We start from the raw sequence: 13,467 nt of genomic DNA, 5'->3' as shown, positions 1-13,467 counted from the left end.
CCCATGTGCTTGACATACTGAAATATTCAGCAGCATGGTTGTTTCAGGTACTGAAGCACTCGAGGAAAGGGCCTTCATGTCCGACACCCCCACGCCCCCCGCCACCGCCCGCGAATGGCACCTGGTGAGCCGGCCGGTCGGCTGGCCCGAGCCGGACGACTTCGCGCTCGTCGAGGCGGAGGTCCGCACCCCGGGCGAGGGCCAGGTGCTGGTGCGCAACGAGTACCTGTCCGTCGACCCGTACATGCGCGGCAGGATGAGCGCCGTCAAGTCCTACGTCGCCCCGTACGAGCTGGGCAAGGCCATGCAGGGCGGCGCCGTCGGCGAGGTCGTCGCGTCGAACGCCGAGGGGATCTCCGTCGGCGACCACGTGCTGCACTTCCTCGGCTGGCGCGAGTACGCCGTCGTGGACGCGAAGACCGCCGTCAAGGTGGACCCGGACGCCGCACCGCTGTCGACGTACCTGGGCGTGCTGGGCATGACCGGCCTCACCGCCTACGCGGGCCTGCTGCGCACCGCGTCCTTCAAGGAGGGCGACTCCGTCTTCGTGTCCGGCGCGGCCGGCGCCGTCGGCAGCCAGGTCGGCCAGATCGCCAAGCTCAAGGGCGCCTCCCGGGTGATCGGCTCCGCCGGCTCCGACGAGAAGGTCAAGCTCCTCACCGAGGAGTACGGCTTCGACGCCGCGTTCAACTACAAGAACGGCCCGGTGGGCGAGCAGCTCCGCGCCGCCGCCCCCGACGGCGTCGACGTGTACTTCGACAACGTGGGCGGCGACCACCTCGAGGCGGCCATCGGCTCCCTCAACCGGGACGGCCGCATCGCCGTCTGCGGCGCGATCTCCGTCTACAACAACACCGAGCCCGCCCCCGGCCCGAAGAACCTCGCCCGCCTCATCCAGACCCGCGGCCGCATCGAGGGCTTCCTCGTCGGCGACCACTACGACCTGCAGCCGCGGTTCGTGGAGGAGGTCGGCGCCTGGATCCGCTCGGGCGAGCTGAAGTACCGCGAGACGGTCGTCGAGGGCATCGAGAACAACCTGGAGGCCTTCCTCGGCGTCCTGCGCGGCGACAACACGGGCAAGATGATCGTCAAGCTCTGACGACGGGGCTCCCCGGAGCCGCCCTGGACCGCACCCGGCCGCACGACCCGTGCCGCCGGGTGCGGTCCTTTCCGCGGGCGAGCGCCCCGGACCTCCCGGGCGTCCGCTACGCGCCCCGCGGACCGTCGTCCCCCGCGGGGCCGCCGGCGTCCCGCTGGTGGCCGCGGCGGGCGTCGCGGTCGAAGATGCCGAGGATCTCGCACGGCCCGCCCTCCGCCCCGATCGCGTGCGGGGTCATGGTGGGGAACTCGGCGGCCTGATGGGTCTCCACGCGGTACCGGCGGTGGCCGAGCAGCAGGACCGCGGTGCCCGACAGCACGACCAGCCACTCGCGGCCCGGGTGGGCGCGCATCCGGGCCGGGTTGCCGGGCGGGGGAGCGGTCAGCCGCTGACGCACCACGCTCATCCCCGGGTGGCCCTTCACGGGCCAGCGCATCAGGCCGTGGGCGCCGTCGATCATCGGGCTGACGACGACGTCGTCGTCGGCGTTCTCCACGAGCTGGTCCAGGGTGGTGTCCAGGGCCCGGGCGAGGACGACGAGCTGGTCCAGGGCGAGCCGCCGCTGCCCGTTCTCGATCCGGCTCAGTGAGGACTGGCTGAGGTTGGCCCGGGTCGCCAGCTCCTCCAGGGACCACCCCTGCGCGACCCGCAGCGCACGGATCCGTTTGCGTACGAGGCCGTCCAGACCGCCGTCTTCTTGCGTCATGGGCAACAGCCTATGCCCCAGCCGCAATGGGAGCCTAGCGTCGCCGGGGAGCGGGGCCGGCGGTCCGCGCGACTGCCGCTCCGCCCCGTCCTCTTCGGCGGCCGGACCCGTCCCGGCGCTGATCCCGCACGCCCCTTTCCGGAGGAGAACATGAGCAGCGACCAGCCCTTCCGGGCGGCGGACGCACCACCGAGCGACGCCGGGGCGCCGGACGCGCGACAGCTGCGCGCGGTCCTGACCGCCGTGTCGATCGCGCTGATGGCCGTCGTCGCGTCGGTGTCCGGCCTGAACGTCGCCCAGACCCACATGGCCGTCGAGTGGGGCGCCTCCCAGACGACCGTCCTGTGGATCGTCAACGTCTACACCCTCGCCCTGGCCGCCCTGCTGCTGCCGCTCGGCGCGGTCGGCGACCGGCTGGGCCGCAGACCCGTGCTGATCGCGGGGCTGGTCCTCTTCGGCGCGGCCGGTGCGACGGCCGCGTTCGCGCCGTCGGCCGCCGTGATGATCGGCGCCCGGGTGGCGGCCGGTGCCGGCGCCGCGATGATCATGCCGGTCACGCTGGCCGTGATCACCTCCACGTTCCCCGAGGAGGAGCGCGGCAAGGCGATCGGCGTGTGGACCGGGGTCGCCGGGGGCGGCGGCATCCTCGGGATGTTCCTCTCCGCGCTCCTCGTGGACGTCGCGGACTGGCGGTGGCTGTTCGCGCTGCCCGTGGCCCTGGCGGCGGTGGCGCTGGTGGCGACCGTGCGGTCGGTGCCCGACTCCCGCGAGCGGCCCGCCTCCTCCTTCGACACGGGAGGCGCGCTGCTGTCCACGGTCGCCGTCGTCGGCCTGATCTTCGTCCTCCAGGAAGGCCCCGAGCGCGGCTGGACCGCCCCCATGACGCTCACCGGCCTCGCGGCCGGCCTGGCCGCCGCCGTCGCCTTCGTGGCCTGGGAGCTGCGCCGCCGCGACGCGGCGCTGCTGGACGTACGGCTCTTCCGCGAGCGCGGCCTGGCCGGCGGCTCCCTCACGCTGCTCGCCGTGTTCGGCGTCCAGGCCGGTGTCGCCGTCGTGATGTTCCCCTTCTTCCAGGCGGTGCTGGGCTGGTCGGGCCTGCTGTCCACGGCGGCGATGATGCCCATGGCGGTCACCATGATGGCGACGTCCGGACTGGCCCCCAGGATGGCCGCCGTGACCGGCGCCCGCTCCACCATGACGGCGGGCATCGCCCTGTCCGCCCTCGGCCTCGCGCTGATGGCCCTGTTCGTCTCCGCCGACGGCGGCTACCTGTCCGTGCTGCCCGGCACGCTCGCCATGGGCGCGGGCATGGGCCTGTCGATGACGCCCTCCACCGAGGCGATCACCGCCGCCCTGCCCCGTGCCCGGCAGGGCGTCGCCTCGGCCCTCAACGACATCACCCGGGAGTTCGGCACGGCCCTCGGCGTCGCGCTGCTCGGCGCGCTCGTGGCCTCCGGGTACCGCGCCGCCGTCGGCGACCGGCTCGACGGCGTCCCCCGGGAGGCCGCGGACACCGCGCGGGAAGGCGTCGCCAACGCCGTCGAGGTGGCCCCGGCCACCGGCGGACACGCCCAGGAGCTGGTGCGCGCCGCGCAGGAGTCCTTCGTGGAGGGCTGGCAGCGGGCCATGTGGGCGGGCGTCGCCGTCATGGCCGTCCTGCTGGTCCACGGGGCCCTGCGCGGGCCGGACGGCCCGCACCGCGCCGCCACGGACGACGAGGAGGCCGCGGAGACCGCCGCCGCCCGGTGACGCGGGGGCCCCGCCGCCCGTGACGCCCGCCCGGCCGGTCTCGTTGCACACGGCGGGGCCGCACCCTTGGACGTGGGGTGCGGCCCTGTCCCGTGGGCCCCGCGGAGCGCCCGCTACAGTCCTTCCCATGCGCGATCTGGTGGCCGGTTTCCGGTACTTGCTGAAGGGCCAGCGATGGGTCGGCCGGCACGGCGGACAGTACGGTTTCGGGCTGCTGCCCGGCCTGATCACCCTGGTGCTGTACGCGGCCGCCCTGGTCGCCCTCGCCCTGTGGGGCTCCGACCTGGTCGGCTGGGCGACGCCGTTCGCCGACGACTGGGCCGACCCCTGGACGGGCCTGTTCCGTGGCTTCCTCACCGCCGTGCTGTTCGCGCTCGGCCTGCTGCTGTCCGTGCTCACCTTCACCGCGGTGACCCTGCTCATCGGGCAGCCCTTCTACGAGAGCCTCTCCGAGACGGTCGACCGGGACGTCTCGCCCGACGGCACCGCGCCCGAGTCGGACCTGCCGCTGTGGCGGGAGCTGTGGATCTCCGCCCGCGACAGCCTCCGCATCGTCGCGCGGGCCGCCGTGTGGGCGGTGCTGCTGTTCGCGCTCGGGTTCGTCCCGGTGGCCGGGCAGACCGTCGTCCCGGTGATCGGCCTCTTCGTCACCGGCTTCTTCCTCACCGAGGAGCTGACCGCCGTCGCCCTCCAGCGACGCGGCGTCGAGGTGCGCGAGCGGCTGGCGCTGCTGCGGTCCCGCAAGACCCTCGTGTGGGGCTTCGGCGCCCCTCTCGCGCTGGCGTTCCTCGTGCCGTTCGTCGCGGTGTTCCTGATGCCCGGCGCGGTCGCCGGGGCCACCCTGATGGCGCGCGGGCTGCTCGGCGAGGAGACCGGGGAGGACGGCGCCGTCGGCGCGCCCGAGGAGGAGGGCGTCGACGCGTGACCGAGATCCTCGCCGTCGCCGCGATCACCGTCCTCGCGGTGATCGCCCCCGGCGCCGACTTCGCCATGGTGGTCCGCAACAGCTACCTCCACGGCCGCCGCACCGGGCTGCTCGGCGCCGCCGGGGTCGCCGCCGGGGTCCTGGTCCACGTCACGTACACCCTGCTCGGCGTGGGGCTGCTGATCGCCTCCTCGGCCTTCCTCTTCACGGTCGTCAAACTGACCGGCGCGGCCTACCTGGTGTACATCGGCGTGCGCACCTTCCGCACCCGCGCCGAGGTCACCGTCGACCTGGAGCACCGCACCGGCCTGACCCCGCTCGCCGCGCTGCGCACCGGGTTCCTGACCAACGTCCTCAATCCGAAGACGACGCTCTTCGTCGTCTCGACGTTCGCGCAGGTCGTCGGCCCCGGCACGCCGGTCCTCCAGCAGGCGGGCTACGGCCTGTTCATGTCGCTGGCCCACCTGCTGTGGTTCGCCGCCGTGGCGCTGTTCTTCTCCCATGACCGGATGCGCGGCCTGATGCTGCGCGGCCAGCGGGTCCTCAACAAGGTGATCGGGACCGCGCTGGCCGGCCTCGGCGTCAGCCTCGCGCTCGCTCCGGCGCACTGACCGCGACGGACACGATCGCGCGCACCCGGGCGACGACGGCCGGCCGGTTCCGCACGAACCGCGGGTCGGTCACCTCCGTGGTGTCGCCCGTCCCGGACGCCGGCACCGGCGCGGTCCCTCCCGCGGAGATCTCCGTCACGGCGGCGTCGTCGTACACCGGGAACCGGCCGAGGCCCGCCGCGGTGTCGCGTAACCGGCGTGAAGCACACCACGGTGCGGCGGGCCCCGGCCGACGGCCGCCGGAGCGGCGGGGGACCACCTTCGTGGCCGAATGTGAAGGATTCGTACGGTATCCGTTCCGTGACCCGGATCCCCGGCCGCGGGAGCGGTTCAGCGGTTAACGTCGGGTTCCTGCGGGTAACCCATGAACAGCCCCGGCCCGGGACCCTGACCCCGGACCGGGGCTCATGTGCGTCCGGGGTCCGCTGTGTCCGGATCCCACTGTGTCCGGATCCCGTGCGCAGGGCCGCCGCTACCGCACGGAGAAGCCGTACACCGTCTCGGAGCGGAACACCTCGCCCGGCCTCAGCACCGTGCTCGGGAAATCGGGACGGTTCGGCGAGTCCGGGAAGTGCTGCGTCTCCAGCGCGATGCCCGCCCCCGGCTCGAACGGCTCCCCGATGTGGTCCGCGGTGTACACCTGCAGGCCCGGCTCGGTCGTCGCCACCGTCAGCACCCGGCCCGAGCCGGGGTCGTACAGCTCGGCCGCCTCCTCGGGCGCCGGCGTCACCCCCTTGTCCAGCACGAAGTTGTCGTCGTAGCCGCCGCCCGCCTCGCGCGCCTCACGGAAGTCGTAGCGGGTGCCGGAGACGTCCGCCGGCCCGCCGGCCGGGATCAGCCCCGGACCGGACGGCGTGTAGCGGGACGCCGCCACCCGCAGCTCGTGCCCGCCCGCGGTGCCGGAACCGGCCAGGTTCCAGTACGTGTGGTTCGTCAGGTTCACATGCGTCGGCGCGTCCGTCACCGCCTCGTACGCGATGTGCAGCGCGCCCCGCTCGTCCAGGGAGTAGGCGACCACGACCTCCAGACGGCCCGGGAAGCCCTCCTCGCCGTCCTCGGCGACCAGCGACAGCCGCAGGCCGTGACCGGTCTCCGTGACGTCCCAGACGCGCTTGTCGAAGCCCCGCTCACCGCCGTGCAGCGAGTTCGGTCCGTCGTTCGGCGCGAGGACGTGCTCGGTGCCGTCCAGGGTGAAGCGCGCACCCCCGATCCGGTTGGCGTACCGGCCGATCAGGGCGCCGAGGAAAGGCTTCGGGTGCGCGAGGTAGCCGTCCAGGCCGTCGAACCCCAGCGCCACGTTCCCGGGCCGCCCGTCCCGGTCCGGCACCTCGACCTCCTGCACGATCCCGCCGTACGACAGGATCCGTACCCGTACGCCCGCCCGCTCCAGGGTCCACCGGTGCACCGGCGTGCCGTCGGGAAGTGTGCCGAAGAGTTCGTTCATCTGATTCCTTTCGTGGATACCTCGGCCTTCAGGCCGGGGAGGAAGCGAAACCCCTGTGGAGCAGGGCAGGAGGTGGGATTTCGTCGTCAAGGCGAAAGACCGTGCTGTAAGCGGTATTCAACACTTCACGAACAACCCTGCTAGTTCATGAGCCACGACCGCCGCTCACACGAAGCGGGCTTTCAAGTACCGCTTCCATCCGACCGGCGCGCAGGCAGCCGAGCTGCCGCGCACGTTCGGATGCGTGCGGACGGTCTACGACCTCGCCCTCCAGGCCCGCACCGAGGCATGGGTACTGCGGTCGGAGCGCATCAACCACAACGCCACCTCGGCGATGCCGACCGCCTGGAAGAAGACGGAGGAGCTGGCGTTCCTGAACGACGTCTCCTCCGTCCCCCTCCAGCAGTGCCTGCGGCACCTTCAGACTGCGTTCACCAACTTCTTCGGCAGGCGGGCGAAGTACCCCCGCTTCAAGTCGCGGAAGAAGTCCCGCAAGTCGGCGGAGTACACCACCTCCGGCTTCCGGTTCCGCGACGGGAAGCCGGCCCTCGCCAAGATGGCCGAGCCGCTGGACACCGTGTGGTCCCGGCCCCTCCCCGAGGGCGCGGCACCGTCCACGGTGACCGTGTCGCAGGACGCGGCCGGACGCTGGTTCGTGTCTCTCCTCGTCGAGGACCCGACGGTGAAGCCGCTGCCCGCCATGGACACGGCGGTCGGTATCGACGTCGGGCTCGACCATCTGCTGACCCTCTCCACCGGAGGGAAAGGCGCCGACCCCCGGCATGAACGCAAGGACCGAGCCCGGCTCGCCCTCGCTCAGCGCCGCCTGGCGAAGAAGCGGAAGGGCTCCGCGAACCGGGTCAAGGCCCGCCGGCGGGTCGTCCGCATCCATGCCCGCATCGCCGACCGGCGGCGGGATCACCTGCACAAGCTGACCCCTCGGCTCGTCCGTGAGAACCAAACGGTCGTGATCGAGGACCTGAGCGTCCGCACCATGGTCAGAAACCGGAGTCCGGCCCGTGCCACCAGTGATGCCGCGTGGTCGGATTTCCGGAGCATGCTGGAGCACAAGGCCCAGTGGTACGGCCGCGAGGTGATCGCCGTCGACCGCTTCTTCCCCTCCAGCAAGCTCTGCTCGAACTGCGGTGCCTTGCAAGGCGAGATGCCCCTGCACGTCCGTACCTGGACGTGTGACTGCGGGACAGTCCACGATCGGGACGTGAATGCCGCGAAGAACCTTCTGGCCGCCGGACTGGCGGTGTCAGCCTGTGGAGCCGGCGTAAGACCCCAACGGCGTACGCCGGGCGGGCAGTCGGCCGTGGAGCAGGAAACCCCACGGCGCGAGCCGTAGGAACCCCCCGCCTTCAGGAGGGGGGGAGGAAGTCAAGCGCGGAACCATAGGTCACGCCCCCGGCGCCGTGACCGTCCGGTAGGCGATCTCGGCGAGCTTGGCCTGTCCGGCGACGCTCGGGTGGAACCAGTCCCAGCGGCTCAGCTCCGCGGCGCCGAACCGGTACGCGTACACCTCGCCCCCGTCGGTACGGCACCGGCTGTCCTTCGCACACACCTCGCGCAGCACCTCGTTGTAGTCCTCCACACGCCGCTGCACCGTCGCCCGCCGCTCGGTCGCCGCCGCGTCCAGCGCGTCCGCGTCGCCCAGCATCGACGGGCAGATGCCCAGCTTCCAGATCTGCCTGCCCAGCGCGTTGGTCCGCCCCTGCGCCCACAGCCGCTTCAGGTCCGGCACGCTCGCCACGTACACCTGCGCCTTCGGCAGCGCCTCGCGCAGGGTGCGCATCGCCGCCTCGAAGTCCGCGCGGAACTCCTCCACCGGCGTCATCGCCGACACGCTCTCCCGACAGGCGTCGTTCGCGCCCACCATCACCGCCACCAGCTCCGGTTCACGCCGCACCGCCCGCGCCATCTGCCCCGGCAGGTCCGCCATCCGGGCGCCGGTCACCGCGTGGTTCCAGCTCCGCCCGGCCGCTTCGGCCCGCCCCAGCAGCCGTACGGCCAGACTGTCGACCTGCTCGCTGTCCCCCGTCGCCCACGACACCTCCGGACAGTCCGTCAGCACCGCGCAGGCGTCGAACCCCCGGGTGATGGAGTCGCCCACCGCGGCCACCGAGTCCGGGCGGGTGTCCCACAGCGGCGTCGGCCTGGCGGACGGCGTCCCGGAAGCGGCCGCACCGCGGACCTCCCCGCCGCCCGCGTCGCAGCCCGCCACGCCGAACGCGACGGCCGCCACCGCGGCGGACAGCGCCCGCGCGCGACGTCCCCGCCTCCACGTCGCCTGCCCCATCCGCCGCCTCCCCGAGCGTCCCGCCTGGTCCGTGCCGTCCCCCAACCCATAACAACGCACGGGAGTTCCCGCTCCTCCGACGGGCCCGCCCGGCGGTGAACCACGGCGCCCGCACAGGCGTCCTGCCGGGTGAACGGCACGACTTTCCCGTCACCGGGACGGACGGTCCGTCACACTCCCGGCTCCGTCGCACGGTAGCCTCGCCCTCAACGCGGCCCGCCGGGCCGTGACCGTTCCGCCCGATCGAAGACGACCCGCTCAGCCCGGAGGTTCCGGTGACGACTCGTGGAGTTCTGTACGTGCACTCCGCGCCGCGCGCGTTGTGCCCGCACGTCGAGTGGGCCGTCGCCGGGGTGCTCGGCACGCGTGTCAGCCTCGACTGGATCCGCCAGCCGGCCGCCCCCGGCACCTGGCGCTCGGAGTTCTCCTGGCAGGGCCAGCCCGGCATCGCCTCCAAGCTCGCCTCCGCGCTGCGCGGCTGGCAGATGCTGCGCTTCGAGGTCACCTCCGAACCGTGCCCCACCGCCGAGGGCGAACGCTACAGCTGCACCCCCGACCTCGGCATCTTCCACGCCGTCACCGGCATCCACGGCGACATCCTCATCCCGGAGGACCGCCTGCGCGCCGCCCTGGTCCGCTCCCGCGCGGAGGACACCGACCTGGAGTCGGAGATCGCCAAACTCCTCGGCAAGCCCTGGGACGACGAACTCGAACCCTTCCGCTACGCGGGCGAGGGCGCCCCGGTCCGCTGGCTCCACCAGGTCGTCTGAGGGGCGCGGGGGACTGCGCGCCCAGCCTCCGCCGGCCCGCCCGCAGCCATCAGGGGCGCGGGGAACTGCGCGAAACCCCCACCGCCCCGCACGCGGGCAACCCGCAGAAGAACCGGAAGGGGCCCACCTCCCCAGAGGTGAACCCCTTCCGCGAACCGCCCCGGGGGGCGATCAAACCGTCCGGAACGCCAACACCACGTTGTGCCCCCCGAACCCGAACGAGTCGTTCAACGCGGCGATCCGCCCGTCGACGGGCAGCTTCCGCGCCTCACCGCGAACGACATCCGCGTTCGCCTCGGCCTCGGGATCCAGGTTCTCCACGTTGATCGTCGGCGGAGCCACTCGGTGGTACAGCGCCAGCACGGTCGCGACCGACTCCACACCGCCGGCGCCGCCCAGCAGGTGCCCGGTCATCGACTTCGTCGCGGACACCGCGAAGTGGTCCGCGTCGTCCCCGAACACCTTCCGCAGCGCCTTCAGCTCGGCGATGTCACCCGCCGGCGTCGACGTGGCGTGCGCGTTCACGTGCACGATCTCCGCCGGGTCCAGGTCCGTGCGGTCCAGCAGGTTCTGCAGGGCGTGCGAGATGCCCCGCCCCTCCGGCTCCGGCTGCACGATGTCGTGCGAGTCGGCGGAGATGCCCTGGCCGACCGCCTCCGCGTAGACGCGGGCGCCGCGCGCGGCGGCGTGCTCGGCGGACTCCAGGACGACCACACCCGCGCCCTCGCCCATGACGAAACCGTCCCGGGCGAGGTCGTAGGGGCGCGAGGCGCCCTGCGGGTCGTCGTTGTTCTTGGACATCGCCATCATGTTGCCGAACGCGGCGATCGGCAGCGGGTGGATCGCCGCCTCCGTGCCGCCCGCGACGACGACGTCGGCGCGCCCGGTGCGGATCATCTCGATGGCGTAGCCGATGGCCTCCGCGCCCGAGGCGCACGCGGACACCGGGGTGTGCACGCCCGCGCGGGCGCCCACCGCCAGACCGACGTTCGCGGACGGGCCGTTCGGCATCAGCATGGGGACGGTGTGCGGGGAGACGCGGCGGACGCCCTTCTCCTTCAGCACGTCGTACTGGTCCAGCAGGGTCGTCACGCCGCCGATGCCGGAGGCGATCACCGCGCCCAGCCGGTCGGGGTCGACGTCCGGGATCTCGCCGGCCTTGCCCTCGAAGCCGGCGTCCGCCCAGGCCTCCTTGGCCGCGATCAGCGCGAACTGCGCCGAGCGGTCCAGACGGCGGGCCTGCGGCCGGGGGATGACCTCGGTGGGCTCCACGGCCACCGGGGCCGCGATGCGGACCGCCTGCTCGGCGGCCCACTCCTGCTCCAGGAGCTTCACGCCGGACCGTCCGGCGACGAGGCCTTCCCAGGTCGAGGCCGCGTCGCCACCCAGCGGTGTGGTTGCGCCGATACCGGTGACGACCACGGTGCGATTGGTCGAGCTCATCGGAATTCTTTCTCCAACGATTGACGAGGATGCGTACGGCGCCACCGCCGGGTGGCGGGACCGGGGGACTCCCGGCCCTGGCGGGGCTCACGCCCCGCGCGTGCTCAGGCCTGGTGCTTGAGGATGTACTCGGTCGCGTCGCCGACCGTCTTGAGGTTCTTGACGTCGTCGTCCGGGATCTTGACGTCGAAGCGCTCTTCGGCGGCGACGACGACCTCGACCATGGACAGCGAGTCGACGTCCAGGTCGTCGGTGAAGGACTTGTCCAGCTGGACGTCCTCAACCGGGATGCCGGCGATCTCGTTCACGATCTCCGCGAGACCGGCGACGATCTCTTCCTGAGTGGCGGCCATGGTGGCGCTCCTTCGTTGTGATTCCAGAGGGTGTGGCGGTGCTTTCTCCTGCACCGGAAGCATGATCCGGCACGGAGTGCCTAGGGGAGGGTAACGACAGTCGCGGCGTAGACGAGACCCGCCCCGAAGCCGATGACGAGCGCGGTGTCACCGCTCTTCGCCTCGCCGGTCGCCAGGAGCCGCTCCATCGCGAGCGGGATCGAGGCGGCCGAGGTGTTGCCGGTGGTGCGGATGTCACGTGCGACCGTGACGTGCTCCGGCAGTCTGAGGGTCTTCACCATCGAGTCGATGATCCGCACGTTGGCCTGGTGCGGGATGAAGACGTCCAGGTCGTCCGCGGTGATCCCGGCCGCGTCCAGCGCCTGCTGGGCGACCTTCGCCATCTCGAACACGGCCCAGCGGAACACCGCCTGGCCTTCCTGGGTGATCGCGGGAAACTTGAGGTCGCCCTTGCTGTCCCGGGGGAGCTCGGAGAGGTCACCGCCCCTGAAGCGGTCCCACGAGTAGGTCTGCTTGATCGTCTGGGCCTTGTCGCCCTCGGAGCCCCACACGGTCGGGCCGATGGCCGGCTCCTGCGAGGGGCCGACGATCACGGCGCCCGCGCCGTCACCGAACAGGAAGGCCGTCGCGCGGTCCTCCAGGTCGGTCAGGTCGCTCAGCCGCTCCACGCCGATGACCAGGACGTACTCGGCGGAACCCTCGACGATCATGCCCTTGGCGAGGGTCAGGCCGTAGCCGAAGCCCGCGCAGCCGGCGGAGATGTCGAAGGCGGCGGCCCTGTCCGTGCCGAGCCTGTCGGCGATCTCGGTCGCGATGGCCGGGGTCTGCGCGAAGTGCGACACGGTCGACACCACGACGGCGCCGATCCGCGAGGCGTCGATGCCGGCGTCCGCGATCGCCTTGCCCGAGGCCTCGACCGACATCGCGGCGACGGTCTCCTCGGGCCCGGCCCAGTGCCGGGTCTCGATGCCGGAGCGGGAGCGGATCCACTCGTCGGACGAGTCGATCGTCTCGAGGATCACCTCGTTCGGCACAATCCGGGTGGGACGGTAGCCGCCCACGCCGAGGATGCGCGCGTACGGGGCGCCCTTGCTGGGCTTGATCTTCGCCATGCGGTCGGCTCCTTAAGGGCGTCAGGCGGTGTGCTCGGCGACGAGCTCGCGGGCCGCGTCGAGGTCGGCGGGGGTCTTCAGGGCCAGCGTCCTGACGCCGGGCAGGGCGCGCTTGGCCAGGCCCGTCAGGGTGCCGCCGGGGCAGAGCTCCAGCAGGGCCGTGACGCCGAGCTCCTCGAAGGTCTCCATGCACAGGTCCCAGCGGACCGGGTTGGCGACCTGGCCCACCAGGCGTTCCAGCACCTCGGCGCCGGACGCGACCGTCTCGCCGTCCTTGTTCGACACGTAGGCGACCTTCGGGTCGGCGGGCGCGAGGGCCTTGGCGGCCTCGGCCAGCGTGTCGACGGCGGGGGCCATGTGACGGGTGTGGAAGGCGCCGGCGACCTGCAGCGGGACGACCCGGCGGACGCCCTCGGGCTTGTCGGCCTGCAGCGCGTCGAGCTGCTCCCTGGTGCCGGCGGCGACGATCTGGCCGGCCCCGTTGACGTTCGCCGGGGTGAGGCCCAGCTTCTCCAGGTGCGGGACGGTCACCTCGGGGTCGCCGCCGAGCAGCGCCGCCATGCCGGTCTCGGTGATCGCGGCGGCGTCGGCCATGGCCAGGCCCCGCTTGCGGACCAGGGAGAGGGCGGCGGAGTCGTCGAGGACGCCGGAGAGGGCGGCGGCGGTGATCTCGCCGACGCTGTGACCGGCGACCGCGCCGGGGGCGATGTCACCGAGTGCCGAGGCGGACAGCAGCCCGGCCGCGACCAGCAGCGGCTGGGCGACGGCCGTGTCGCGGATCGCGTCCGCGTCGGCCTTCGTGCCGTAGTGGGCGAGGTCGAGTCCGATGGCGTCCGACCACGCGGCGACGCGGTCGGCGGCACCGGGGAGTTCGAGCCATTCGGTCAGGAAGCCGGGCGTCTGGGAGCCCTGGCCGGGAGCGACGAGTACGAGCACTCTCACACTCTCTCTTG

12 protein-coding genes and 1 pseudogene are annotated in these 13,467 nt (G+C 72.6%); 6 read left to right on the top strand and 7 right to left on the bottom strand.

What is annotated here, in order from left to right:
* Positions 1 to 76: 76 nt before the first annotated feature.
* The gene (locus tag ACWH4W_RS31415; protein WP_473079186.1) at positions 77 to 1,099 is read left to right on the top strand and encodes an NADP-dependent oxidoreductase; all 1,023 of its coding nucleotides are present in this window, start codon (positions 77 to 79) and stop codon (positions 1,097 to 1,099) included.
* A 106-nt stretch (positions 1,100 to 1,205) separates the two neighbouring features.
* Here ACWH4W_RS31415 and ACWH4W_RS31410 read toward each other — a convergent pair whose 3' ends face one another.
* Entirely contained in the window at positions 1,206 to 1,805 is a 600-nt protein-coding gene (locus ACWH4W_RS31410; RefSeq protein WP_473079185.1) for a helix-turn-helix domain-containing protein, read from the bottom strand.
* Positions 1,806 to 1,955: 150 nt separating this feature from the next.
* On the opposite strand from ACWH4W_RS31410, the gene ACWH4W_RS31405 reads away from it, so the two are divergent.
* The 3 genes from ACWH4W_RS31405 to ACWH4W_RS31395 all read left to right on the top strand — a co-directional run bounded on the left by ACWH4W_RS31405 (position 1,956) and on the right by ACWH4W_RS31395 (position 5,090).
* A complete protein-coding gene (locus ACWH4W_RS31405) occupies positions 1,956 to 3,554 on the top strand; it encodes an MFS transporter (protein ID WP_473079184.1) in 1,599 nt (532 codons plus the stop codon).
* A gap of 127 nt (positions 3,555 to 3,681) precedes the next feature.
* Entirely contained in the window at positions 3,682 to 4,479 is a 798-nt protein-coding gene (locus tag ACWH4W_RS31400) for an EI24 domain-containing protein (protein WP_473079183.1), read from the top strand.
* Entirely contained in the window at positions 4,476 to 5,090 is a 615-nt protein-coding gene (locus ACWH4W_RS31395) for a LysE family transporter (protein ID WP_473079182.1), read from the top strand. Before ACWH4W_RS31400 ends, ACWH4W_RS31395 begins: the two co-directional genes overlap by 4 nt.
* Before the next feature lie 472 nt (positions 5,091 to 5,562).
* Here ACWH4W_RS31395 and ACWH4W_RS31390 read toward each other — a convergent pair whose 3' ends face one another.
* Positions 5,563 to 6,534, bottom strand: coding sequence for an aldose epimerase family protein (locus ACWH4W_RS31390; RefSeq protein WP_473079181.1), 972 nt, complete (start codon positions 6,532 to 6,534; stop codon positions 5,563 to 5,565).
* A gap of 163 nt (positions 6,535 to 6,697) precedes the next feature.
* Here ACWH4W_RS31390 and ACWH4W_RS31385 point away from each other — a divergent pair.
* A pseudogene (locus tag ACWH4W_RS31385) lies at positions 6,698 to 7,885 on the top strand (RNA-guided endonuclease InsQ/TnpB family protein); the annotation flags it as partial.
* Between the two features lie 51 nt (positions 7,886 to 7,936).
* On the opposite strand, the gene ACWH4W_RS31380 reads toward ACWH4W_RS31385, so the two are convergent.
* Positions 7,937 to 8,836 carry an SGNH/GDSL hydrolase family protein gene (locus ACWH4W_RS31380; RefSeq protein ID WP_473079180.1) on the bottom strand — a complete coding sequence of 300 codons (900 nt, stop codon included), beginning with the start codon at positions 8,834 to 8,836 and terminating at the stop codon, positions 7,937 to 7,939.
* Between the two features lie 275 nt (positions 8,837 to 9,111).
* Here ACWH4W_RS31380 and ACWH4W_RS31375 point away from each other — a divergent pair, with 275 nt between their 5' ends.
* The gene (locus ACWH4W_RS31375; RefSeq protein ID WP_473079179.1) at positions 9,112 to 9,606 is read left to right on the top strand and encodes a DUF3145 domain-containing protein; all 495 of its coding nucleotides are present in this window, start codon (positions 9,112 to 9,114) and stop codon (positions 9,604 to 9,606) included.
* Between the two features lie 171 nt (positions 9,607 to 9,777).
* On the opposite strand, the gene fabF is transcribed toward ACWH4W_RS31375, so the two are convergent.
* The 4 genes from fabF to ACWH4W_RS31355 form a co-directional block, all read right to left on the bottom strand.
* Entirely contained in the window at positions 9,778 to 11,049 is a 1,272-nt protein-coding gene (gene fabF / locus ACWH4W_RS31370; protein WP_473079178.1) for a beta-ketoacyl-ACP synthase II, read from the bottom strand.
* Positions 11,050 to 11,153: 104 nt separating this feature from the next.
* Positions 11,154 to 11,402, bottom strand: coding sequence for an acyl carrier protein (locus ACWH4W_RS31365; protein ID WP_004988657.1), 249 nt, complete (start codon positions 11,400 to 11,402; stop codon positions 11,154 to 11,156).
* A gap of 80 nt (positions 11,403 to 11,482) precedes the next feature.
* On the bottom strand, positions 11,483 to 12,514 hold the full coding sequence (locus tag ACWH4W_RS31360; RefSeq protein ID WP_473079177.1) for a ketoacyl-ACP synthase III: 1,032 nt from the start codon (positions 12,512 to 12,514) through the stop codon (positions 11,483 to 11,485).
* Between the two features lie 21 nt (positions 12,515 to 12,535).
* Complete coding sequence (locus ACWH4W_RS31355) at positions 12,536 to 13,450, bottom strand: ACP S-malonyltransferase (RefSeq protein ID WP_473079176.1); 915 nt, start codon at positions 13,448 to 13,450, stop codon at positions 12,536 to 12,538.
* Positions 13,451 to 13,467: the final 17 nt, after the last annotated feature.

Source organism: Streptomyces sp. DSM 120436 (genome assembly GCF_055778765.1).
Note: the sequence above shows the minus strand (reverse complement) of the source record. Positions and strands in the feature narration are given on the sequence as shown.